The following is a 22,862-nucleotide window of genomic DNA, read 5'->3' as shown; positions in this document are numbered from 1 at the left end:
AATTGAAGCCCTGGCGGGGCAGGGCTTCAATTCAGCCCGTGGAAGAGATACCACGCCATGCCGGCCAATGACGTGGCAAGAAGCGTCGGCAACATTCCCCATTTCAGCCAGAAAATGGCGGCGATCGCGCTGACGGTCAGCGCGACGGAAGCGAGGTTGACAGAAGAGAGCACCGGCACGTCGATCGTGATGCCCAATGCTTCCCAGCGAACGATGCTGGTGAACATCACGTGCAGCGCGAACCACACGGCAAGGTTGGTGATTACGCCGACGATGGCGGCGGTAATCGCGGTCATTGTGCCTGTCAGCGCCCGGTTGTTGCGAAGCCGCTCTATGAAGGGAGCGCCGAGGAAAATCCACAGAAAGCATGGCACGAATGTCACCCATGTCGTCAGGATCGAAGCGAGCACGGCTGCCGTGAGCGGTGGCAACGAGCCGGGCGCACGATAGGCGCCGAGGAAGCCGACGAACTGTACCACCATGATCAGCGGTCCGGGTGTCGTCTCCGCCATGCCAAGCCCGTCCAGCATTTCCCCGGGCTGCAGCCATCCGTAATGCTGGACCGCCTGCTGGGCGACGTATGAGAGGACCGCATAGGCGCCGCCGAACGTTACCATCGCCATTTTACTGAAGAAAATGCCGATTTGGCTGAACACATTGTCTGGTCCGAGAGCGAGAACGATGGCACCGACCGGCGCAAGCCAGAGGACGAGAAGGACGGCGCCTATCTTCAGCGACCAGGCGAGATTCGGCCGGGCGTGTTCGGGCGTCGCTTCGCCGAGCGCCGAGTCCCGGTCGGTAAGCCCGGCGGCCGCATCGCCATGACCTCCGCCTAATTGAAACAGCGTCGATCCGGTTTTTCCTCCGATGAACCCGATCAATGCCGCGATGAGAACGATGAGTGGAAAAGGCACGTGCAGGACGAAAATTGCCACGAAAGCGGCAAAGGCGATTGACACCATGACCCAATTCTTGAGCGCGCGGCCGCCAATCCGCACCACCGCCTGCAGGACGATGGCAAGCACGGCTGCTTTGAGGCCGAAGAATAGCCCCGCCACCATCCCGACATTGCCAAACAGGACGTAGATGACGCTGAGGCCGAGGATCGACAGAAAGCCCGGAAGGACAAACAGCGTGCCGGCAACGAGGCCGCCTTTGGTCCGGTGCAGCAGCCAGCCAATATAGATCGCCAGCTGCTGCGCCTCGGGTCCGGGCAGGAGCATGCAATAATTGAGGGCATGCAGAAACCTGTTTTCGCCGATCCAGCGCTTCTCATCGACCAGAATGCGATGCATCACTGCGATTTGCCCGGCAGGCCCGCCGAAGCTCAATGATGCGACACGCATCCAGACACGCACGGCTTGGCTGAACGAGATGTCATGGCCCGTTCGCCCTTGGGATACGGCGTTCACGCCATCGGGTGCTGAAACGGTCAACTCATGCACCAAGCTTGCGATTTGGCCAGTTATGCGTTTCGCCCGTCGCATCACGGCACCAGCGATAGAATGCGTCGTAGAGCATCATGCCAGCTTCCAACTGTGCCAGATCGTCGGAATACATCCGCGACAGGCCGAGTGATGCGGCAAGCAAGCCCGGTGCCTCGGGTGCAAGGTCCGGCCGGGCCGTATCCGCACCGCGCACAATCGTCGCAAGGCGCGTCAACGGTTCCGACGCCAAGCCGAATTCCTCGATCATCACGTCGAACGTGCAGAGTTCGCCGCGATGGCTCCAGAACACGTCTTCAATGTCAAAGGGCGTCGCGCCAAAACGCTCGGCCACTGCTTCGACCTCCGCAGGCGTGACGAACAGGAACACGGCATCAGGGTCGATAAACCGACGGATCAGCCACGGACAGGCAATCCTGTCGATCTTTGGCCGGGCCCGTGTGACCCAGATTGTCCGTCCATTCGGGTCTGCCGTGGGCAGCCGTAACACGCGAACCAGCGGCAGAGATGCCGTGACCCACGCCTCATAGCCACCCTCGATCGATTCGGCCGGCACGCCGTGATAACGCAGCAGCGCCGCGGTCCCCTCGCTGAGCTTCCGGCCTTGCTGGCAGATGACGATTGCCCGTTTGCCGACGAGTTCATCGCGCCAGGTTTCGATTGCCGCATATGAGCGGCGGCGTGAGCCGGGAATCAATCGCTCATCGAGGGCAAAGTCCTCGTCCGTACGGACGTCGACAAGGACAGGGCATGCCGGCGTTCCGATAAGCCGTGCCAGTTTTTCGTGTGAAATTCGTGTCGTCGAAGACATTTCGCGTCCCTCCGCTAAAGTGGGGTTGTTGGACGCGATACTTGGGCATGACGCCTGGTGGGGAGATCGCAATCCCCATAAGGTTATGATTGTCACGAAACAGGATTATGTCAACAAGAGCGAAGGCAAGGGCTGTCCCCGGCGGGCACCTCAGCTAAGGGGCTGGGCAAAGTCAGAGACCAACTTGCGTCACAAATTCACTTCCGCCACCAAGGCACGGCAAGTCCTCAACCGACAGGGCTCGATAAACTCGCTGCTGATGACAAGGCGCGGCACTCGTCTCAACGGACTCGCGCAGCAAGTTCACTGCCGCCACCAAGGCTCAAAGTCCTTAGCCAACACGGCGCTGCAAGCTCGCTGCCGGTGACAAGGCTGGGCAAATTAGTCAGCCAACAGCGCCCGACGACTCGCTCCCGCCACCAAGGCTTAAAGTCCTTAACTAACACGACACTGCAAGCTCGCTGCCGCTTACAGGGCAAGGCAAGTCGTCTCAACCAACTCGGGTAGCAAATTCACTTCCGTCACCAAATCCGGGCAAAGTTCGCAATCGATAGGGCTTGGTGAACTCACTGCCGGTCACAAGACTCGGCAAACTCGCTGCCGTTGACAAGGCTCGGCAAACGCGTCGCAACAACTCGCGCAGCAAATTCCTTTCCACCACTGAGGCTTGGCAAGTCCGCAACCAACAGGGCTTGGCGAACTCGCTGCCGTTGACAAGGCTCGGCAAACGCGTCGCAACAACTCGCGCAGCAAATTCCTTTCCACCTCCAAGACACGGCCAAGTCCATAACCAACAGGGCCGGGCGACCTGCTGCCGCTAACATGGCCTGGCAAACTCGTCTTAACGAACTCGCTTAACAAATTCACTTTCGCCGCCAAGGCTAACCACAGGGCCGGGCGACTCGCTGCCGCCTAAAGGGCTCGGCCCAGGCGTCGGCCAGTGCTCGGCAGATCGCTGTCGCAACCAATATTAGGCCAAGTCCGCAACCAACAAGATCGGGCGACTCGCTGCTGCCTAAAGGGCTCGGCAAAGGCGTCAGCCAGCGCGCGGCAACTCGCGGCCGCTAAAGGCGTAAAGTCGTTTGCCCGCAAGGGCGCTGCAAAATCGCTGCGACCAGGCACGGGAAACTCATCTACCACAAGAAAAAGGCAGCCATGGGGGGACTTCCATGGCTGCCTGTCTTTTTGCCCGTAACCAGCGAAGGAGCTGCTCGAGCGCATTGGTCCTGCGGTTGCCTGGCCCGACAAAAGTTTGGGCACATGCCTCAAGAAAGGAATGGCCTACGCACCATTCTATCCCTGATCCTCCCGAAATTTCGGCTTGATGTGCAGGGAGGGTTTGCACATAAACGACTGGATACTTAAGACACCAGCAACCGCAGGATAAAGGTGGTCAACAACAGTGCATTTCGAAAACAACTACACGCTAAAATCGATTTCTTTATAGCCCGGGGAATTGTTCGAAACAATTAGACATTAGTCTAATATGCTGTAAATAAAGGGCTTTTCACGGCGTAGAGTGTTGTTTTTGCTCGCTCATTTTTGTTAGAACTCAAAATCCCAGCTAAAGGTGGCGCACTTCCTGCGGCCTCCGCTCCCAGTGATCGTGGAGCCCATCCTGATACTCCAAAGGCGCCGCTACCAGGTCATTGACAGGCATATCATCGAGGCAGGCGACATTGACGCCATAGAACTTTCCCATGCTTTCCATCTCGCCCTGACCGAACGGTTTCATGCCGCATGTGTCGCAAAAGAAATGGGTAATTGTGCCGCCGCCAAAACGATACGCGGTCAATTTTTCTGACCCCGTAACGACACGAAGCTCATCGCCGCCGACGATCACCTTCCAGAAACGGCCTTTGGCGCAGACCGAACAATTGCACTTGCTGGTGCCCTGAGTGAGGTCGATGTCGGCCTCGAAACGAACCGCTCCGCAATGACAGCTCCCATGATAGGTCTTTCGCATCGTTCCCTCCTAAGGTTTAAATTACCAAAAAGTTAAATAACCAGAAGGTTCACTATTGGTCAAGTTCAGGCGCTCTTTTTCGTCACAGTTTCTCCACGGAATTTGCCAGTTCGGATCGCAGCTTTCGCCACGCGTGAATCGCGCAGTCAGTTCGTAAGACATGGAGATATGAAATGAGTGGTTCTATTACCCGCCGCGGAGCATTGCTCGGATCGATGCTGGCGATACCGGCATTGGCGTTGCCGAGAGCTTTGGCCTATGCCGCGCCGGCCGAAAGGGTTGATCTCGATGCGGCGTTCAAGGGGCTAGAGGAAAAGACCGGTGCACGCCTTGGGGTTGCAGCACTCGACACGGCGAGCGACAGCAAGATCGAATACCGCGCGCATGAGCGCTTTGCGATGTGCAGCACGTTCAAGTTCCTGGCCGCGGCCGCGGTACTGGCGAAGGTTGATCGCAAGGAAGAAAAACTTGATCGTGTCATTAAATACGGCAAGGGCGACCTTGTTGCCGGCTCGCCCAACACGGGAAAGCATGTCGACGAGGGCATGACCCTTGCTGCACTCTGCGAAGCTGCGATCACGTTGAGTGACAATACCGCCGGCAATCTCCTGCTGGACAATCTCGGCGGACCGAAGGGCCTGACACAATATGCGCGCAGCCTCGGCGATGCGACGTTTCGACTGGACCGCCGCGAGACAGAACTGAACGAGGCGACGCCGGGCGATCCGCGTGACACCATTACGCCGGCGCACATTTTGAAAGATCTGCAGAAGACGGTTCTCGGCAACGCGCTCGCGAAATCCTCACGCGATCAGCTCATCGAGTGGCTGCTTGCGAACAAGACCGGCGACAAACGCCTGCGCGGCGGCTTGCCCAAGGGCTGGAGCGTCGGCGACAAAACCGGTACCAGCGACAGCGGCATGGCCAATGACATCGCGGTGATCTGGCCGCCAAGCCACAAGCCGATCCTGCTGGCTGTCTATCTCTACGATCCGAAGGGAACCGCGGATAGCCGGAATGAAATTCACCGGAAGGTGGCAAGCCTGGTCGCTGAGAACATTTGAGGTTTGCTGGGCGGCGATCCGGTCGCCGCTCAAACAGGGCCCGGGCAGACTGGTCCCCTGTTGTTATCAGCGCCAAGTGTGCCGCACATTTCCCACGGCGGTCATCCCCGGCGATCCCCTCTTGCGTCATCTAAGGGTCGTCTGCACTGCGTCACCTCGGGCCGTTCTCGTTTCCGCCATCCTTGGGCTCCCCTCACTGCCGCGATCCACGGGATCTCCTCTCCGTCATCCTCGGGCCCTTGTCCCGAGGATCCATCGCGACGCTGTCTGCCCACGGAGAAAGAATGGCCCTCCGGCATGAGTTTGCCCCGCGAAGAAGAATGGGTCCTCGGGTCTAACGCCCGAGGATGACGGCGGAGAGGGTGGATGATGGGAACTTATGCGAGAAGCTCCCACTCAGTCATCGAAGTCCGCTCGTTCGACTCGGTCCTATGGATAAACATCGGACGGGGGAAGTGCAGACGGCGGACTGCCCCATTACCGTCACCGCAGGCCGTTCTCACTTCCTCTATCCTTCGGCAGTCTGCACTGCCGTCACCGCGGACGCTGTTCGGCCACGGAGGGAGGAGAACGTCCCTCTGGCTCCCCTCACTTCCGTCATCCTCGGGCTTTGTCCCGAGGATCCATCGTCGACGCTGTCTGCCCACGAAGAAAGAATGGGTCCTCGGGTCTAACGCCCGAGGATGACGGCGGAGAGGGTGGATGATGGGAACTTATGCGAGCAGCGCCGCCACTTCGTCCGATGGATAAACGTAGGAGGGGGAAGTGCAGACGGCAGACCGCTCCACTGCCGTCACCGCGGACGCTGTTCGGCCACGGAGGGAGAACGTCCCTCTGGCTCCCCTCGCTTCCGTCATCCTCCGGGCCCTTGTCCCGAGGATCCATCGTCGACGCTGTTTGCCTCACAAAGCGAAGAATGGCCCTCCGGCATGGACGCTGTCCGCCCCACGAAGAGAGAATGGGTCCTCGGGTCAAGAGCCGAGGATATCGGCGGAAAGGTCGCTGATGTGAACGCATGCGAAAACCGCCGCCACCCGGCTCTGGATGATCTGCCTACCCCACCCGACCTCTACTGGCGCGTCAGGCTCTCGCTCTTGCAGATGAGCCCGCCCATGACACAGCCCGAAAGCGAAAGGGTCGCCCCGGTTGCCGTCGCCTTGCCATTATAGGTCTTGCCCTCGTCGAGCTTGTTCACCGTGCCCTTGTAGGAACCACTCTTGCCGGACATCGAGCCGATCGACTTACCCTTGTATTCGCCGGTCATCACCGTGCCGCAATAGGTATCTGTCCCACAGGACGAATATTGAATGATGGTGCCGTTTGGCCGCTTCCACGATCCGACGATCGCTTCTTCTGCAAGAGCAGGGCCAGCCATAAGGACAAGGCCGGTGCAGGCCAAAACTATTCTGCGCGTCATGAATTTCCTCCCGATACGCGGCGATCTCCAGCATCGCCATTTCTTACGCAAACGTAAACGTAATTCAAAATATCGGGGAAAGAAAGCAGCCCCAGCCGAAAATCCGCCTGTTTTCACGCAGCGTGGGCGGGAGTGAATTGCCGAAGTTCAAATTCGCAAACCGCGCGTTTGGTTATCAAACTCTTCAGGCCGGCAGATCCGATTTTAGGCAAATTTGCGGCAAATGCCTGCAATTGCTGGCGTGCTATATTTAATGAATTGCGAAGTTTACGAGTTGTTTTTGTTTTGTTTGTGCGCGGTTAATCATGGCTTTTAACAGCAATTTCAAGCCTATCGTTCATTCTTAAAAGCATCGAAAGAGCACGCCGAAACAAACAAATGGCGGTTCTCAGAAGTCTAACAGGGCTTTTCGTTCGACACGAATTTGGTTCAACAAGGGGTTTGACTGAAATGGCACGCTTTGATCTTCAGACTGTCGAAACCGGCGACGCCGGTGGCTCCGCCCAGACCGACATCCTCTTCGAAATGGGCATCATGTACGCAACCGGTCGCGATTGCGCCGTCGACCTGGTGGCCGCGCACAAATGGTTCAACATCGCCGCTATCAAGGGCTGCGATCGCGCCGCGGAACTGCGGGCCGAACTTGGCAAGACAATGTCCAAGGTTGATCTCGCAACCGCCCTGCGCGAAGCCCGCAAATGGATGACGACACACTGATCTGTCGGAATGGACACAACCTTGGCGTGTAGAAAATTCTCTTCTGCACCCTATGGCTAGATTGCCAGCGGTGGATGGACACAAGATTGTGATTACAGTATAAGTTAGCCATACTGCTACGCTACAACTATAAGTATTGTATTTATTGCAACCACGGCGGACGGACATTCATGGATGAACTCGAAGAATTGCTCGCTAGGCTCACGGCTGCCCAAAGGCAGCTGATAACGAGCTCAGCCAAGACCAAGACATTTCCTGACAACAATACTTTGCAGAAAATCGCAACGCTGGCCCTCAACATTTCATCGGTCGAGACCATGATTGTTGAGACGCAAGGCCGCGCGCAGTTGGCAAGGCTGGCCAAGGCAAACGATTAGAGCACGTCTTGTTTAGATAGTATCGGTCTGCCGGGGAAATTACGCAAACAAACCGGCCGCCGGGACGGCCGGGTTATCCGCAACGGATCGATCAGACGCCAGCCGGGCCGACGCGCGATGCTTCAAACAGGAACCAATGGCGCCGCTCGGACTCGTCGATATAGTTCTCGATGATGCTGGTCGTGGCGCTGTCATTGTATTCGCTGCAGAGTTCATGCACCTGGCGCAGATAGCTGATGAAGCTCTTTGTATCGTCGCGCAGCTCGGCGATCATGTCTTCAGGCGTCACGAAATTCGCGTCATTGTCGAGAAGGCGCTGTTTCGACGAAATCTGCCCGATCGACTTGAGCGTGGTGCCGCCGATCTTGCGGACGCGTTCGGCAAGAACGTCGGTCATGGCGAAGATCTGTTCGCCTTGCTCGTCGAGCATCAGGTGATAGTCGCGAAAATGCGGGCCGCTCATGTGCCAGTGAAAATTCTTGGTTTTCATGTAAAGCGCGAACGTGTCGGCAAGCAGCGCATTGACGGCGGCGGAAATATCGCGCGTCGCCTTTTCCCCAAGGTCGGTAGGGGTGGCGAGGGGAGCGCGCTTGATCGTCTGGAGGGATTTTGTGGCCATAGGTAATCTCCTGAATTAAAGGCGGGAACATAGCCCGGCGCCCGCAGCTGCGGGCCCCGCGCCACTTTCCTAGCATGCCGAAGGCGTGCTTGCTGCCTCAAATCTTTAAAGAATCATTGCCCGCGTCTTCAAACCGCACGAGCGACGACTTCTCTTTCACCTGCGTTCCTTCGCTTGCTATTTCGGCAATTCTGCCATCATGCGGTGCGGTGATCGAATGCTCCATCTTCATGGCTTCGAGGACGAGCAAAACCTGCCCCTTCTTCACCTGATCGCCCACGGCAAAGCGCACAGATTTCACGAGACCCGGCATTGGCGCGGCAAGGCGATCGCCTCCACCGCCTGCCGCTTCGGCAAGGAGGAACGGGTCGGCAACGCTGAACGTTGCCGCCGCGCCCTTGGCAAGCACGGCGACCCCATGCGGTATCGTCATGGCCTTGGCATGAAGATTGATGCCCTTGCCGGTGACATGCCACGTGGCCGGTCCATGGCGAACGCGCAGTTCCTGCGTACCGGCGGGACTGGAAATCCCGTATCGCTCATCGCCGCGAACCGACACGTCGTAACGGGTAATCGCTCCGTTTTCCTCGAGCATCACAGGATAGGCGAGGGGTGCATGATGGCTGTAGCCGCGCAAGGCGGTCCAGGGATCGGTGGAAACCGGGCGCTTGAGCAGGCCGCTTGCGAAGAGGATAGCGAGTTCCTTCGCCCCTGCTTCAATCGCGACTGGCGCGATAAGCCCGGCAAGATCGCGGTCGATCAGCCCCGTATCGACATCGCCTGCGGCAAATCCAGGATGCCGCACCAGCGCCGCGAGAAAGGCCGTGTTCGTGACCGTCCCGGCGACTTCCGTCTCGCCCAGCGCGTTTTGCATCGCGCGGAGCGCGGCAGCCCGATCCGCGCCGTGAACCACAAGCTTGGCGATCATCGGATCGTAGAACGGCGAAATCTCGTCGCCGCTGCGAACCCCGGTCTCGACCCGTACCGCGCCGTCCTTGACGGCATTGGGGAAGGCGAGGTGATAGAGCGTCCCGGTGGCAGGCAGGAAGCTCTTTGCCGGATCCTCCGCATACAGGCGAACCTCGATGGAATGGCCGTTGAGAGGGATATTCTCTTGAGCCAATGGCAGCTTCTCGCCGGCAGCCACACGCAATTGCCATTCCACAAGGTCGAGACCTGTTACCATTTCCGTCACGGGATGTTCGACCTGAAGGCGCGTGTTCATCTCCATGAACCAGAAGCGGTCGGGCCGCAGGCCTTCCGTTGCGTCGACGATGAACTCAATCGTACCTGCGCCGGAATATTTGATTGCTTGCGCCGCCTTGACCGCGGCGCCGGTCATCGCCTGGCGCATTTCGGCGGTTATTCCGGGGGCAGGAGCCTCCTCGATCACCTTCTGATGCCGGCGCTGCAGCGAGCAATCGCGCTCGTAAAGGTGAACGGCATTGCCATGATTGTCGCCGAAGACCTGCACTTCAATATGCCGGGGCTTGGCGATGTACTTTTCGACGAGAACCCGGTCATCGCCGAAGGCACTCTTGGCCTCGCGCCGGGCGCTACCGAGAGCTTCGGCGAAATCGTCGGGACTGTCGACCTTGCGCATGCCCTTGCCGCCACCGCCAGCGCGGGCCTTGATCAGCACCGGATAGCCGATTTCGCGGGCTTTGGATGCGAGCACGACGAGTTCCTGCGCCTCGCCGTGATAGCCCGGGACGACGGGAACGCCTGCCTTTTCCATCAACCGCTTCGCCGCGTCCTTCAGACCCATCGCGCGGATCGAATCCGCCGAAGGTCCGATGAAGACAAGGCCGGCCTTGACCACGGCATCGACGAAACCGGGATTTTCCGAAAGGAATCCATAGCCCGGGTGAATGGCTTCGGCTCCCGTATCGAGCGCCGCCTTGATGATGTGGTCCGCGCGAAGATAACTGTCGGTGACCGGCGCCGGACCGATATTCACGGACTCATCGGCCATGCTGACATGCAGCGCATGGGCGTCCGCATCCGAGTAGACGGCCACCGTACTGATGCCGAGGTTCTGCGCCGTGCGAATGACGCGGCAGGCGATCTCACCGCGATTGGCGATCAGGATTTTGGAGAACATTTTCGTCATGGTCTTTTTTCCCCTACATCCTGAACACGCCGAAGCGGGTTTCTTCCACCGGCGCGTTCAGCGCGGCAGAGAGCGACAGCGCCAACACATCGCGGCTCTTGGCGGGGTCGATGATCCCGTCATCCCAAAGTCGCGCCGACGAATAGAGCGGATGGCCCTCGCGCTCGTATTTTTCGAGAATCGGCGCACGGAACGCAGCCTCGTCGGCCGTGGTCCATTCACCGCCCTTGCGTTCGATGCCTTCGCGCTTGACCAGGGCAAGCACGGTGGCGGCCTGCTCGCCTCCCATCACTGAAATGCGGGCGTTTGGCCACATCCACAGGAAGCGCGGCGAAAAGGCCCGTCCGCACATGCCGTAATTGCCGGCGCCGAACGAGCCGCCGACAATCATCGTGACCTTGGGCACCCGCGCCGTTGCGACGGCCGTGACGAGCTTGGCTCCGTCCTTGGCAATGCCGCGCGCCTCGTAGGAGCGGCCGACCATGAAGCCTGTGATATTTTGCAGGAAGACGAGGGGGATGCCGCGCTGGGTGCACAGCTCGATAAAATGCGTACCCTTGAGTGCGCTTTCCGAAAAGAGCACGCCATTATTGGCGATGATGCCTACAGGCATGCCGTAAAGATGGGCAAAGCCCGTGACCAGCGTCGTGCCGTAGTTCTGCTTGAACTCGTCGAACTCCGAGCCGTCAACGATGCGGGCGATCAGTTCGCGCACATCGTATGGCTGGCGCAGATCGGTCGGAACGATGCCGTAGAGTTCGGCTGGATCATAGAGCGGCGGACTCACTTTGCGAAGATCGAGCCCTATCGTCTTCTTTCGATTGAGATTTGCGACAATGCGTCGGGCGATGGCGAGCGCATGTGCGTCATCCATCGCGTAGTGATCGGCGACACCGGATTCGCGTGTGTGAAGATCGGCGCCGCCAAGGTCCTCAGCCGACACGTCCTCGCCCGTCGCCGCCTTGACCAGCGGCGGGCCACCGAGGAAAATCGTTGCCTGCCCCTTCACCATGATCGTTTCTTCCGACATAGCCGGAACGTAGGCGCCGCCCGCGGTGCACGATCCCATGACGACGGCAATTTGCGGAATGCCCGCCGCCGACATATTGGCCTGATTGTAGAAGATGCGGCCGAAATGCTCGCGGTCTGGAAACACTTCATCCTGGTTCGGCAGGTTCGCGCCGCCGGAATCAACGAGGTATATGCAAGGCAGGTTGTTCTGGAGCGCGATTTCCTGGGCGCGCAGATGCTTCTTTACAGTAAGCGGGTAGTAGGTGCCGCCCTTGACCGTTGCATCGTTGACAACGATCATGACTTCCTTGCCCGATACCCGCCCAATACCTGCGATGAGCCCGGCAGACGAAATATCGTCGTCATACATGCCCCAAGCGGCAAACTGACCGATTTCGAGAAAGGGCGAGCCTGCATCGAGGAGTTGGGCCAGGCGGTCACGCGGCAGAAGCTTGCCGCGCGACGTGTGGCGCTTGCGCGCCTCTTCGGTGCCGCCAAGATTGACCTTTGCTGCCTTGGTCTCGATTTCGCTGACAAGCGCCTGCATCCGCGCCCGGTTCGCGATAAAGACGTCGGACGTTGTGCTGACCTCGGATGAAAGAATCGTCATGCGGTCTCCTGTAGGATCAATTGATTGGCAGCGGGGACTCGAAACGCGACAGGCAGCTATTGTGACTCTGCAAACATCTCCCTGCCGATCAGCATGCGGCGAATTTCGCTGGTGCCGGCTCCGATTTCGTAAAGCTTAGCATCGCGCAGAAGCCTGCCGGTCGGATAGTCGTTGATGTAGCCGTTGCCGCCGAGCGCCTGGATGGCCTCGAGCGCACACCACGTTGCCTTTTCGGCGGCGTAGAGAATGCAGCCGGCGGCGTCCTTGCGCGTGGTCTCGGCGCGATCGCAGGCCGCCGCCACCGCATAGACATAGGCGCGGCAGGCGTTCATGGTCGTATACATATCGGCGAGCTTGCCCTGCATGAGTTGGAACTCGCCGATCGGCTGGCCGAACTGCTTGCGCTCATGCACATACGGAACGACCACATCGAGGCAGGCCGCCATGATGCCGAGCGGACCGCCGGCAAGAACGACACGCTCATAGTCGAGGCCGGACATCAGTATTTTGACGCCCTTGCCTTCCTCGCCAAGGACGTTCTCGAAGGGGACTTCACAATCCTCGAACACGAGTTCGCAGGTGTTCGAACCGCGCATGCCGAGCTTGTCGAGCTTCTGCGCCGTGCTGAACCCCTTGAACTCCTTCTCTATCAGGAAAGCCGTGACGCCGCGTGAGCCGGCAGCAGCATCGGTCTTGGCGTACACGACGAGCGTATTAGCGTCCGGACCATTGGTGATCCACATCTTGTTGCCATTGAGAACGTAGCGGTCGTTCTTCTTGTCGGCCCGGAGCTTCATCGAAACGACGTCCGACCCGGAACCAGGCTCCGACATCGCAAGTGCGCCCACATTCTCGCCGGTACAGAGTTTCGGCAGGAATTTTGCCTTTTGCTCGTCGGTGCCCCAGCGATTGATCTGGTTGACGCAGAGGTTGGAATGCGCGCCATAGGAAAGGGCGACCGAAGCCGATGCGCGCGACAGTTCTTCCATCGCCACAACATGGGCGAGGTAACCGAGCCCGGAACCACCAAATTCAGGATTGGCAGTCATGCCGAGAAGGCCGAGCGCACCCATCTCCTGCCACAGCTGCATGGGAAACTGGTTGGTTCGGTCGATCTCCGACGCGAGCGGCGCAATCTTCTCCTGGGCGAAACGATGTACGGTGTCGCGCAGCGCCTCGATCTCTTCAGATACTCCGAACCTTAGTCCTGACTGATACATTGCGTCCTCCCGTGGTAGCTGTCTCGATCTTCTTGGCGCCAACAAGGCGCAATCCCATCTGAACGTATTTTTCCGCAACCTCGGTGACAGTAAGCCTGTCATCGCTGCGGAACCAGAGATTGATACCGGTCGTCATTCCAATGATCGCGCGTGTCATCAGCGCAATGTCATCGATGACGAACTGGCGGGCATCGAGCCCGTCGTCGAGAATTTCGCGCAAGCTGTTCTCGTATCGCCCGCGCAGGGCGACGATCACGGCGCGGTTGTCGGTGTTCAGGCTGCGCAATTCCATATTGCCGATATGCACGTCATCACGTCGATCGGCATGATAAGTGATGTGGAATCGTATGAAAGCGGCGAATCGCTCGACGGGGTCTTCCACGCCAGAGCTCGTCTCCTCCCATGCGTCGATCAACCGGACCATGTGCGCCCGCATGAGCGAGAACAGCAATTGCTGCTTATTGGGATAATAGTGATAGAAGGCGGCCGACTGTACGCCAACCTCGTCGGCAAGCTGGCGCATCGACATCGCCTCATAGCCGACGCGCGCAATAAGACGCTTCGCAGCCGCGTCAATCGCGCTGCGTGTCTTAACGCCTTCAGATCCTGTGGTTCGTGCCATGGGCGGGTTAATAAAACGATCGTTCGATTAATTCAACCCTACTTCTCCTATACGAAAGTCTGCATGGCAAGGAGCGAAAGGTGCATGTAGGATCACACTGTTAGAGCTTTTTGATGATTCATTTTAAGAGCAGGTTTTCATGATCGATTACCGAATCGCCCGCAAAGCTGTTGCCCTCGTCGCCGTTCTCGTTCCTTTGAATTACGCCTTGCCCGCCAGCGCTCTCAGCATGAAAGAATGCAGCGTGAAATACAAAGCTGCGCAGGCGGCGGGTCAAACAGCCGGTGTGTCGTGGAACGATTTTCGCAAGGCCAATTGTGTATCCGAGGCCGCAAAGACGCCAGCAGCGGCAACTGAAACCGATGCCCCGCCATCCGATGCCACCGCAGCGGAGGAACCTGTCGCAAAGCCGAAAAAGTCGCCAAAGAAGACCGACACCACGGCGACATTGAACTCCGGCAAGGCGACGTACCCCTCGTCGGTGGCGACGAAATTTGCTTCAGAAACGCCGGCCAAGGCGCGGATGCACACCTGTCTCGAGCAATATCACGCCAACAAGGAGAAGGGCACTTTGAGCGGCTTGCGCTGGATCCAGCAGGGCGGCGGCTATTACTCGACGTGCAATGCGAGGCTCAAGGGCAACTGATGCCGCAGAAACCGCTGCCGATGCATTCCTTGAAATTCGGCGGAAGCGGCACTGTCGATCCCTGAACAGAGGGTCGCGTTTCTCGAAAAGTCTTTCTAAAAGATCGATGCCAAGCTGGATATCTTGATGCGGATGCGGCGAGGCCGAGGGAAGATGTTTTCTGTCTGAAAGGAAGCCTCAACCGCTGCCTTGCCGAATCTTTCGGCGAGCTTCGCGGGCGCGTCAACATCCTGGCAACGACTGCCAAACTTGCCGACCTCTGAGCATGGCCGTCGGCGCCACTGCAATCATACACAATTGGCCGGTGGCGAAGCCGTTTATCTTTGGCTTTTGAAATCCAGCCTGCGAAAAGCCGTCGCCGCAACGATCAGCCATCCGAGAATAAGCAGTGAGCCGCCAAGCGGCGCTGCAAAAGCGAAGAGCCGGTCGCCGGTATAATCGCGTGCCGCAAGATCGCCTATAAAGAACAAGAGCCCGAGCACCAGCACCAGACCGCCGAAATAGGCGGCCTTGCTCATCTTGGCGAGAATGGCGAGGGCAAGAAACGCCGGCGCATGGATGGAAAGGATCGGCGCAATCGTCGCCATATGTCCGCTTGCGCTATGAGCCGCGGCCGCATAGGCGGCGATGCCGGCCGCTCCGAAAAGACCGCCAAGGCCAACAAAGGCGCGATTGATATCCACCGGGGTTTCTCCGTGATTTTGAGGCTTCAAGCAAGTAAGGCGAGGGCGAGCGGAAGCTGCTCGGCGAAATAATCGAGTTCGTGTTCCAGCCCCACACTCACCCGAATGCAGCGGTCGAGCCCCGGCGCCATGGGCTTGCGCACAAAGACGTCGCGCTCGACCAGCGCGTTGAGGACGGAGAGCGCAAAAGGCCCGTCGCGGCCGCAATCGATGGTGACGAAATTCGTGGCGGACGGGATGACCTTCAAGCCATTTTCCGCGGCGATCTGCGCGATACGGTCGCGACCGGTTATGATCCGCGCGATGACCGATGTCAGGTAATCCTGATCCTTCAACGCGGCGAGCGCTGCCGCCTGGGTCAGCCGGTTCATGCCAAAATGGTTGCGTATCTTGTCGAAGGCAAGGATTTGCCGCTCGGCGCCGATGGCATAGCCACAGCGCATGCCGGCAAGACCATATGCCTTGGAGAATGTGCGCATGCGCAACACATTGGGGCGCGAAACGTCGATCGGCGGCATGGCCGAGGCAGGCGCGGTCTCGCCATAGGCCTCGTCGAGGATCAGCATCGTTGTGGCAGGTAGCTTGGCGATGAAACGTTCAATATCCGCCGCCGCCCACCACGTTCCCATGGGGTTGTCTGGATTGGAGAAATAGACCAGCGGTGCGTTTTCGCGCTCGACGGCGTCAAGCAGAGCGTCAAGGTCTTCCCTGTCATCGCGATAAGGCACCGTGACCAGTCGTCCGCCAAATCCTGCGACATGGAAATTGAATGTCGGATAGGCGCCGAGCGAGGTGACGACGGGCGTACCCTGCTGAACATATTGGCGCACTGCAAGCCCGAGCAGCGTATCGACCCCTTCGCCGACGACGACATTGCCCGGCGCCACACCGAGATGGGCAGCCAGCGCCTGCTTCAGATCGAAGTTCTCCGGATCGGCATATTTCCAGGCATCCGCTGCATTTTCCTGCATGGCGGCAATGACTGACGGCGCCGGACCGAAACTGTTTTCATTGGCACCAAGGCGCGCCCGGAAAATGCGATTGCGTTTGCGCTCAAGCGCCTCAGGGCCGACGAATGGCACTGTCGAGGGCAGGGAGTCGATGAGGGGGGTAAATTGCGGTTCCATGGCAAAAGCGATAGCAGTTTTTGCGTCGGTGAAAAGCAAAACTTCTGCGTTTACTTGGCCGACAGCGGATTGATCTTGCGGCCATCATTGCCAATCATCGGTTTTATCGCCGCCCAGAACGCGGGTATGAGACAGGCCATCAGGACCCACCAGGTTGGCCGGATCGAGTGACTGAAACTGAGATTGGCGAGGAGGACGCGGGACGGGGGGATCCGCGTCGCAACGGCGAACCAGGCATATTCGATGAGGACTGTTCCAAACGCCGCGATGACGGCAATGGCGATGAGCGTCGGTACTGCCGCTATATCAAAATCCCAGACCTTGGCCACGCGATAGGCGAAAAGCGCGAGCAAAAGCCCAACCATCAAGGTGGGCTCCGTCACATCGGCCTTCGACTGCATGAAGAAGTGCAGGATACCGAGGGCGGCCAGCGTATAAGCCAGACGGTGCAGCCTGTTCCAGTTTTTGCCCATACGCCGGATCATGGCATCCGTCGATGTGACGCCGAGCGCTACCAATCCGAGGAGGGTGACAAAACCGATGAGCAGGTAGATGCGCAGCCAGATTTCGGTGGCAACCCTTGAAAGGTTGAAGTTCTGATCGACGATGTAGAGCGAGAAATGCAGGAGCGCGTAGGCAAGGGCCGTCAGCCCCAATATGCGCCGGACAAGAATGAGCTTCGACCAACGCGTAATGGCGCGAAGCGGTGAAATCGTCAGCGAGACCAGAAAGAAACGGATGGCCCAATCGCCCGTCTCGTGGATCGCCTGGGTGATTGGCCGTGGCCCCAGAATGTTGGTCTTGTAGCTCGCAACGATCCACAAAAGAGGCAGAAAAGCGACCGCCAGCGCTGTGATCTTGATGACAGATAGCTTACCGGCTCGATCATTCCACGGGTACTTCATGGCGATCCTGTTTTGGCGTTTCGTCTGCGTCATTTACGGCCATAACCGACCCGAAGGTTCAACACAACAAGCCCTGAAAGCGCGAATGCGCCTGCCATTTTCTCGGAACCATATCGGCCCCCGCGGGGTTTTCCCTGCGAATGAAACAGGAGAGGTCACAATGAACAAGGTTCTCACACTGACGGCAGCCGCGTTGTTTGCAACGACCGGTTTCGCCCTTGCGCAGGACGTGCTCGTGGAAGTGCCGCAGGGCGCCCGTGACTACGTAATCGCGAATCCGTCCGATCCGGTGGTGCTCGACGACAGTGTTTCGCAGGGCTATGTCGTGCCGGAAAGGATCGTTATCCACGAAATTCCGGATAATCCCGATTTTGGCTATGTCTACGTCAACGGTCGCCCGGTGATCGTATCGATGCGCAGCCGCCAGGTGGTCTACCTGTCCGAAAGTTCAAAAGCCGTGCCGGACGATGCGATAACCTATATTGAGCGACATCCGGTGGACACAGTGATGATCGATGGTCCCGTTTCGAGCGGCACGGTCATTCCGGGAGATGTGATGCTCACCGATATCCCGGACCAGCCGCGCTATTCCTACGTCTATGTCGACCAGAGGCCAGCGCTCATCGACCGGAGCACGAGACGCGTCGTTTGGGTGCGTTAAACCGATAGCTGTCGATCACGGCCCGAAGCCGGTTGCGCCTGCAATCGGCTTCGTCGTGTTTGGCAGTTGCTCACGGTGCACATTTGCGTCATCCGGTTCAATCTGGGGGCGACATCTGCGCGCCCGCCAATTATAGATAGGCCCTTCGTCACGTTCCGGCGCAGCCCATCTGCATCATCAGGGAGTCCGACATGGAGTATCGTCAGCTTGGCCGCTCCGGCCTCATCGTGTCTTGCTTGAGCCTCGGTACCATGACCATGGGCGGCAAGGGCAATTTCGCCAAGACCGGCGACACGGACCTTGAAGGCGCGAAGCGTCAGATCGGCATGGCCCTCGACGCCGGCATCAACCTTTTCGATACGGCCGACATCTATTCAGCCGGCGCATCGGAGGAGATCGTGGGCCAGGCCCTGAAAGGCAAGCGTGACAGCGTCCTGATCGCCACCAAGGCGCGGTTCCGGATGGGGTCCGAAATCAACGATGCCGGCCTGTCGCGTTACCATATTATCCGCGCTGCCGAGGCCAGCCTGAAGCGGCTCGGCACAGACCATATCGACCTTTACCAATTGCACCAGTGGGACGGGCTGGCTCCGATCGATGAAACGCTTGAGGCGCTCGACACGCTTATCCGATCCGGAAAAGTGCGCTATGCCGGCGTTTCCAATTTCTCGGCATGGCACCTCATGAAGGCAATTGGCACCGCAGCGCTCAAGAACTACATCGCGCCGGTCAGCCAGCAGATTCACTACAGTCTCGAAGCCCGCGAAGCCGAGTATGAGCTCATTCCGGCAACGCTCGACCAGCAGCTCGGCGTGCTTGTCTGGAGCCCGCTCGCCGGTGGTCTGCTCTCCGGAAAATATCGCCGCGACAAGGACGCGCCCGAAGGCACGCGGCAGCTCGCCAATTGGGGCGAACCACCCATCCGCGACCAGGAACGGCTCTACGATATTGTCGACGTGCTGGTTGAAATCGCAGAAAGCCGCGATGTGTCTGCAGCGCAGATCGCGCTGGCCTGGCTGCTCGGGCGCTCGGGCATCACGTCCGTGATCGTCGGCGCGCGCACGGACGAGCAACTCGCCGACAATCTGCAGGCCGCCGAAATCAGCCTGACGTCCGACGAGCGGGAAAGGCTCGACGAGGTGAGCCTTCTGCCGTTGATCTATCCCTATTGGCATCAGGCGCGCACCGCGTCCGATCGCCTGTCACAAGCCGATCTTTCCCTGATCGAGCCACATCTATAAGCCACGCACAACCGGCGAAGGAGGAGCGCCGGTCGAAAGATCGATTTTGATGCCCCATTCCCGAGACGCCGCCCAAGTTGAAGCTGCCATTGCGGACGCGCCCGAATTGCCGGGTCTTTCGCCGGCTCTTACGTTTCTGTTCGCTTTCGCCTGCGGGGCGATGGTAGGCAATATCTACTATGCGCAGGCCTTGATCGGCCTGATCAGCACCGACCTCGACATGCATGGCGGCATGGCTGGCTTCATCGTCACGGTGACTCAGCTCGGTTATGGTGCCGGACTGCTCTTCCTCGTCTCCCTTGCCGATCTTGTTGAAAATCGCCTCCTCGTCCTTCTAACTCTGGCTGGCACGGCGATCGGGCTTGCCGGCGCTGCCATGTCCGGATCGGCAACGACGTTTTTGTTCTTTTCCTTTGCCATCGGCTTTTTTGCCTGCGGCGCGCAGGTGCTTGTACCCTTCGCCTCGCATCTGGTGCCGGCCGCATCGCGCGGGCGCACCATCGGCAACGTCATGGCCGGTCTGCTGACCGGCATCATGCTGGCGCGGCCGCTTGCCAACCTTGTTGCCTCGGAGTTCGGCTGGCGGGCGATCTTCTGGATTTCCGCGGGGGCCATGCTCGTCGTCCTCGCCCTACTGCGCATCGCGCTCCCGCTCCGCCGTCCCCACGGTTCAATGGGCTATGGCGCAATCCTGAAATCCATGGCGCATCTGCTGGTGACGACACCCGCCCTGCAGCGCCGGGCAATCTACCAGGGCATTATCTTCGCGAGCTTCAACCTGTTCTGGACGGCGATCCCGCTGCTGCTGACTGAAAGATTTGGTTACAGCCAGCGTCAGATCGCTCTCTTCGCCCTCGCCGGAGCAGCGGGCGCGGCAGCGGCCCCGATCGCCGGGCGGCTTGCCGATCGTGGACACACGCAGCGCGGGACTGCGATCGCCATGATCACGCTGACGATCTGGTTTCTCGTGGCAGGTTGGGCAGGCACCGCTATTTCCATCGCTGCGCTGGTGCTTTCGGCGATCTTCATCGACAGCGCCGTGCAGACCAACCAGATCCTCAGCCAGCGCATCATCTTCTCGCTGAACGACCATGCGCGCGGACGCTTGAATGCCGTCTATATGACGATCGTCTTCCTGCTCGGCTCGGCGGGATCGGCGCTTGCGGCGGCAACCTATTTCTATGGCGGCTGGTGGGCGACGGCAGCGTCAGGTGCAGCACTCGGCCTTCTGGTGCTGCTGATCTTTGCGACCGAGCGAAAGGCTGTCTAGACGGCCCACTGCCTGACGTCGTCGCGCTCGCCAATGAGTGCGAGGCCATGGGCGATAGACAGGAGTTCACCGCCGGTCTCAATGCGGCTGTGATCGAAGCGCTCGGAAAAGATGCGCCGCACGGCGGGCACGAACGAGGTGCCGCCGGTCAGGAATACCTTGTCGATTGCCCCGGCAGGCGTTGCCGTCTTTTCGAGAACGTCGTCGAGCGCGCCTTCAATGCGGGCGAGGTCGCCCGCGATCCACGACTCGAAGTCGGCGCGCCGGATCGTCTTGTGGCCGCCGCGACCAAGCGGTGCGAAATCGAACGCCGCTTCATCGCCGGACGAAAGCGCGATCTTGGTGGCGGAGACTGCCTGGTAGAGCGGATAGCCCTCGTCATGTTCGACGAGATCGACGAAGAGTTCGAGCCGTTCCGGATCAAGGCTATCCCGGACAAGTTTCTTCAGCGCCGAAAACTCCTTGGAGGTCTTGAAGATCGAAAGCTGGTTCCAGCGGCCGAAATTGGCATACCAGGAGGCGGGAACTTCCAGTGTCTTGTCGAAGCTCTTGAAGAAACTGCCTTTTCCGATCTGCGGCGCTACGATCTGGTCGATCATTCGATAGTCGAAATGGTCGCCGGCAATCCCGACGCCTGAATGTCCGACTGGAGTGGCGCTAAGCTTGCCGCCGGTTGTTTCGAAGCGGATGATCGAATAGTCGGTCGTGCCGCCGCCGAAATCGGCAACGAGTACTGTCGCGTCGGATTTCAGGTTCTGGGCGAAATAGAAGGCCGCGGCCACAGGCTCGTAGACGAAATGAATTTCTGGAAAGCCGAAGCGGGTCAGCGCCCCGTTGTAACGTTCGACTGCCAGTTGCGGATCGGGATTGGCGCCGGCGAAATGTACGGGCCGTCCGGTGACGATCCGGGATATATCGGCCGGCCAGTGATCGCCGGCATAAGTCCTGAGCCGACGCAGGAAAATCTCCATCAGGTCTTCGAAGGTCTGGCGCTTGGCGAAGATCAGCGTGCCCTGAAACAGGGGGCTTGCGGCAAATGTCTTGATCGACTGCAGGAAACGGCATTCGCCGGGATGATCGATGAACTGGCGGATGGCAGCGTGGCCGGCCTCGACTTTGAGGGCCGCGGCGCCGGCGCGCGGGTCCTTCATGAAGGAGAGAGCGGTGCGCATGCTGTCGGCCGTGCCGGCCGCGCTTGTAAAGGCAAGGGACCGCGTCGAACGGCCCTCCGCGAGCGCCATGACCGTATTGGTCGTGCCGAAATCAAAGCCCAGCGCGTGTGCCATGGCAGCGCTCCTTCTATCGCGTGATGTCATTAAGGTCGGAATTCAGCGGATGCGAAATGCGCACCCGGCAAGGGAGGCGCGTCATGGCATAGTCGCCGCTGCGATGCAAGGCCAGCCGCCCTATTTTGACGGCGATTTAGCGGATGTCTTTATGAAGTCGACGAATGCGCGCAGCGGTGCTGGCATGTGCTTGCGGCTTGGATAGTAAAGGCGCGGACCGGTAAAGCTCTGCCAATACAGACTGAGGACCGCGACCAGCGCGCCGCTGGCGAGCCCTTCAGCAAGAAATTCCTCAAATGTATAGACCAGCCCCAGACCATCGATCGCTGCTTTGACCTCCATTTCGGCGGTCGACGCGATGAGCGGGCCCTTGGGCGTCACCTTGATCACTTGGCCATTCCGTTCAAATTCCCAATGCGGAATGTAGCCGCTGCTGAAGCGGTGACGGATGCAGGCATGGTTCACCAGGTCGCGCGGATGGGCGGGGACGCCGTGGGCCGAAAGGTAGGAGGGCGCCGCCGCTACGACGAAACGCTGGGTCGGGGGCCCGATCGGGATCGCGATCATGTCGCGTTCGATACGTTCATCATAACGGATGCCAGCGTCAAACCCGGCGGCGAGCACGTCGATGAATGTGTCGGAGGCGGTGATCTCGAGCGTGATACCTGGATGGGCGGCTAGAAAAGCGTTGATGATTGGCGGCAAGATGCGTTCCGCTACAATGACCGGAACATTGAGCTTGAGCGTCCCCGTCGGACTGTCGCGGAAACTGTTCATGCTGTCGAGCGCGCCGGCGATCTCGCCAAGGGCGGGCGTCAATCGTTCGATGAGGAGTTTGCCGGCCTCGGTCGGGGTAACGCTCCGCGTGGTGCGGTTGAGAAGCCGCACGCCGAGACGGGCCTCAAGGCGGCGTATGGCTTCGCTCAGCGCGGAGGCGGACACGCCGCGCATCGTCGCTGCGGCGCGGAAATTCCGCGTCTGCGCCACGGCAACCAGCGCGCTGAGATCAGAGAGATGAGGATCCGACATTGTGCAATTTTCCGAACAACCC

Annotated in this window: 21 protein-coding genes; 7 read left to right on the top strand and 14 right to left on the bottom strand. The window is 59.3% G+C overall.

Translation table 11 applies throughout. The annotated features are described in order from the left end of the window. Window positions 1-26: 26 nt before the first annotated feature. The 3 genes from chrA to GF108_RS10135 form a co-directional block, all read right to left on the bottom strand. Window positions 27-1,445: a chromate efflux transporter gene (chrA, locus tag GF108_RS10145; protein WP_370462124.1), complete on the bottom strand. Its 1,419-nt coding sequence runs from the start codon at window positions 1,443-1,445 to the stop codon at window positions 27-29. Continuing rightward, entirely contained in the window at window positions 1,438-2,256 is an 819-nt protein-coding gene (locus GF108_RS10140) for a sulfurtransferase/chromate resistance protein (protein ID WP_153667849.1), read from the bottom strand. Before GF108_RS10140 ends, chrA begins: the two co-directional genes overlap by 8 nt. Window positions 2,257-3,820: 1,564 nt before the next feature. Further along, window positions 3,821-4,222 carry a GFA family protein gene (locus tag GF108_RS10135; protein WP_153667848.1) on the bottom strand — a complete coding sequence of 134 codons (402 nt, stop codon included), beginning with the start codon at window positions 4,220-4,222 and terminating at the stop codon, window positions 3,821-3,823. A gap of 173 nt (window positions 4,223-4,395) precedes the next feature. Here GF108_RS10135 and bla point away from each other — a divergent pair, with 173 nt between their 5' ends. After that, the gene (gene bla / locus GF108_RS10130; RefSeq protein WP_246663900.1) at window positions 4,396-5,286 is read left to right on the top strand and encodes a class A beta-lactamase; all 891 of its coding nucleotides are present in this window, start codon (window positions 4,396-4,398) and stop codon (window positions 5,284-5,286) included. A 1,069-nt stretch (window positions 5,287-6,355) separates the two neighbouring features. Here the strand turns inward: bla and GF108_RS10125 are convergent. After that, window positions 6,356-6,703: a DUF2147 domain-containing protein gene (locus GF108_RS10125; protein WP_153667847.1), complete on the bottom strand. Its 348-nt coding sequence runs from the start codon at window positions 6,701-6,703 to the stop codon at window positions 6,356-6,358. Window positions 6,704-7,153: 450 nt separating this feature from the next. Here GF108_RS10125 and GF108_RS10120 point away from each other — a divergent pair, with 450 nt between their 5' ends. Both GF108_RS10120 and GF108_RS10115 read left to right on the top strand, forming a co-directional pair. Continuing rightward, a complete protein-coding gene (locus tag GF108_RS10120; protein ID WP_153667846.1) occupies window positions 7,154-7,420 on the top strand; it encodes a sel1 repeat family protein in 267 nt (88 codons plus the stop codon). 170 nt (window positions 7,421-7,590) lie between these two features. Continuing rightward, entirely contained in the window at window positions 7,591-7,797 is a 207-nt protein-coding gene (locus GF108_RS10115) for a hypothetical protein (protein WP_027229912.1), read from the top strand. 91 nt (window positions 7,798-7,888) lie between these two features. On the opposite strand, the gene GF108_RS10110 is transcribed toward GF108_RS10115, so the two are convergent. From GF108_RS10110 to GF108_RS10090, 5 genes are all read right to left on the bottom strand, one after another. Then, window positions 7,889-8,416, bottom strand: a complete 528-nt coding sequence (locus GF108_RS10110) for a Dps family protein (protein ID WP_153667845.1) — start codon at window positions 8,414-8,416, stop codon at window positions 7,889-7,891. Between the two features lie 97 nt (window positions 8,417-8,513). Next, entirely contained in the window at window positions 8,514-10,520 is a 2,007-nt protein-coding gene (locus GF108_RS10105) for an acetyl/propionyl/methylcrotonyl-CoA carboxylase subunit alpha (RefSeq protein WP_153668246.1), read from the bottom strand. A 22-nt stretch (window positions 10,521-10,542) separates the two neighbouring features. After that, window positions 10,543-12,150, bottom strand: a complete 1,608-nt coding sequence (locus GF108_RS10100; RefSeq protein WP_153667844.1) for a carboxyl transferase domain-containing protein — start codon at window positions 12,148-12,150, stop codon at window positions 10,543-10,545. A 56-nt stretch (window positions 12,151-12,206) separates the two neighbouring features. Beyond that, entirely contained in the window at window positions 12,207-13,370 is a 1,164-nt protein-coding gene (locus GF108_RS10095) for an isovaleryl-CoA dehydrogenase (protein WP_153667843.1), read from the bottom strand. After that, window positions 13,336-13,992 carry a TetR/AcrR family transcriptional regulator gene (locus tag GF108_RS10090; RefSeq protein ID WP_153667842.1) on the bottom strand — a complete coding sequence of 219 codons (657 nt, stop codon included), beginning with the start codon at window positions 13,990-13,992 and terminating at the stop codon, window positions 13,336-13,338. Before GF108_RS10090 ends, GF108_RS10095 begins: the two co-directional genes overlap by 35 nt. A 139-nt stretch (window positions 13,993-14,131) precedes the next feature. On the opposite strand from GF108_RS10090, the gene GF108_RS10085 reads away from it, so the two are divergent. After that, window positions 14,132-14,638: a hypothetical protein gene (locus tag GF108_RS10085; RefSeq protein WP_172982609.1), complete on the top strand. Its 507-nt coding sequence runs from the start codon at window positions 14,132-14,134 to the stop codon at window positions 14,636-14,638. Window positions 14,639-14,955: 317 nt separating this feature from the next. On the opposite strand, the gene GF108_RS10080 is transcribed toward GF108_RS10085, so the two are convergent. Genes GF108_RS10080 through GF108_RS10070 form a run of 3 tightly spaced genes read right to left on the bottom strand, consistent with a single transcriptional unit; the run spans window position 14,956 to window position 17,386 of the window. After that, window positions 14,956-15,321: a DUF423 domain-containing protein gene (locus GF108_RS10080; RefSeq protein ID WP_370462123.1), complete on the bottom strand. Its 366-nt coding sequence runs from the start codon at window positions 15,319-15,321 to the stop codon at window positions 14,956-14,958. Window positions 15,322-15,347: 26 nt separating this feature from the next. Then, a complete protein-coding gene (locus tag GF108_RS10075; protein WP_153668244.1) occupies window positions 15,348-16,448 on the bottom strand; it encodes a pyridoxal phosphate-dependent aminotransferase in 1,101 nt (366 codons plus the stop codon). A 50-nt stretch (window positions 16,449-16,498) separates the two neighbouring features. Continuing rightward, on the bottom strand, window positions 16,499-17,386 hold the full coding sequence (locus GF108_RS10070) for a sulfite oxidase heme-binding subunit YedZ (RefSeq protein ID WP_153667840.1): 888 nt from the start codon (window positions 17,384-17,386) through the stop codon (window positions 16,499-16,501). A gap of 127 nt (window positions 17,387-17,513) precedes the next feature. On the opposite strand from GF108_RS10070, the gene GF108_RS10065 reads away from it, so the two are divergent. The 3 genes from GF108_RS10065 (at window position 17,514) to GF108_RS10055 (ending at window position 20,525) form a co-directional block, all read left to right on the top strand. Further along, a complete protein-coding gene (locus GF108_RS10065; RefSeq protein ID WP_153667839.1) occupies window positions 17,514-18,014 on the top strand; it encodes a DUF1236 domain-containing protein in 501 nt (166 codons plus the stop codon). A 191-nt stretch (window positions 18,015-18,205) separates the two neighbouring features. Next, on the top strand, window positions 18,206-19,255 hold the full coding sequence (locus GF108_RS10060) for an aldo/keto reductase (RefSeq protein WP_153667838.1): 1,050 nt from the start codon (window positions 18,206-18,208) through the stop codon (window positions 19,253-19,255). 49 nt (window positions 19,256-19,304) lie between these two features. Then, window positions 19,305-20,525 carry an MFS transporter gene (locus GF108_RS10055; protein ID WP_153667837.1) on the top strand — a complete coding sequence of 407 codons (1,221 nt, stop codon included), beginning with the start codon at window positions 19,305-19,307 and terminating at the stop codon, window positions 20,523-20,525. On the opposite strand, the gene GF108_RS10050 is transcribed toward GF108_RS10055, so the two are convergent. Continuing rightward, window positions 20,522-21,811 (bottom strand): Hsp70 family protein, encoded by a 1,290-nt coding sequence (locus GF108_RS10050; protein WP_153667836.1) that lies wholly within the window; start codon window positions 21,809-21,811, stop codon window positions 20,522-20,524. The two genes, GF108_RS10055 and GF108_RS10050, sit on opposite strands and share 4 nt — an antisense overlap. A 120-nt stretch (window positions 21,812-21,931) precedes the next feature. Continuing rightward, a complete protein-coding gene (locus GF108_RS10045; protein ID WP_153667835.1) occupies window positions 21,932-22,840 on the bottom strand; it encodes a LysR family transcriptional regulator in 909 nt (302 codons plus the stop codon). Between the last annotated feature and the right edge of the window lie 22 nt (window positions 22,841-22,862).

The organism is Phyllobacterium sp. SYP-B3895 (assembly GCF_009647635.1).
Classification (GTDB): Bacteria; Pseudomonadota; Alphaproteobacteria; order Rhizobiales; family Rhizobiaceae; genus Phyllobacterium; species Phyllobacterium pellucidum.
Note: the sequence above shows the minus strand (reverse complement) of the source record. Positions and strands in the feature narration are given on the sequence as shown.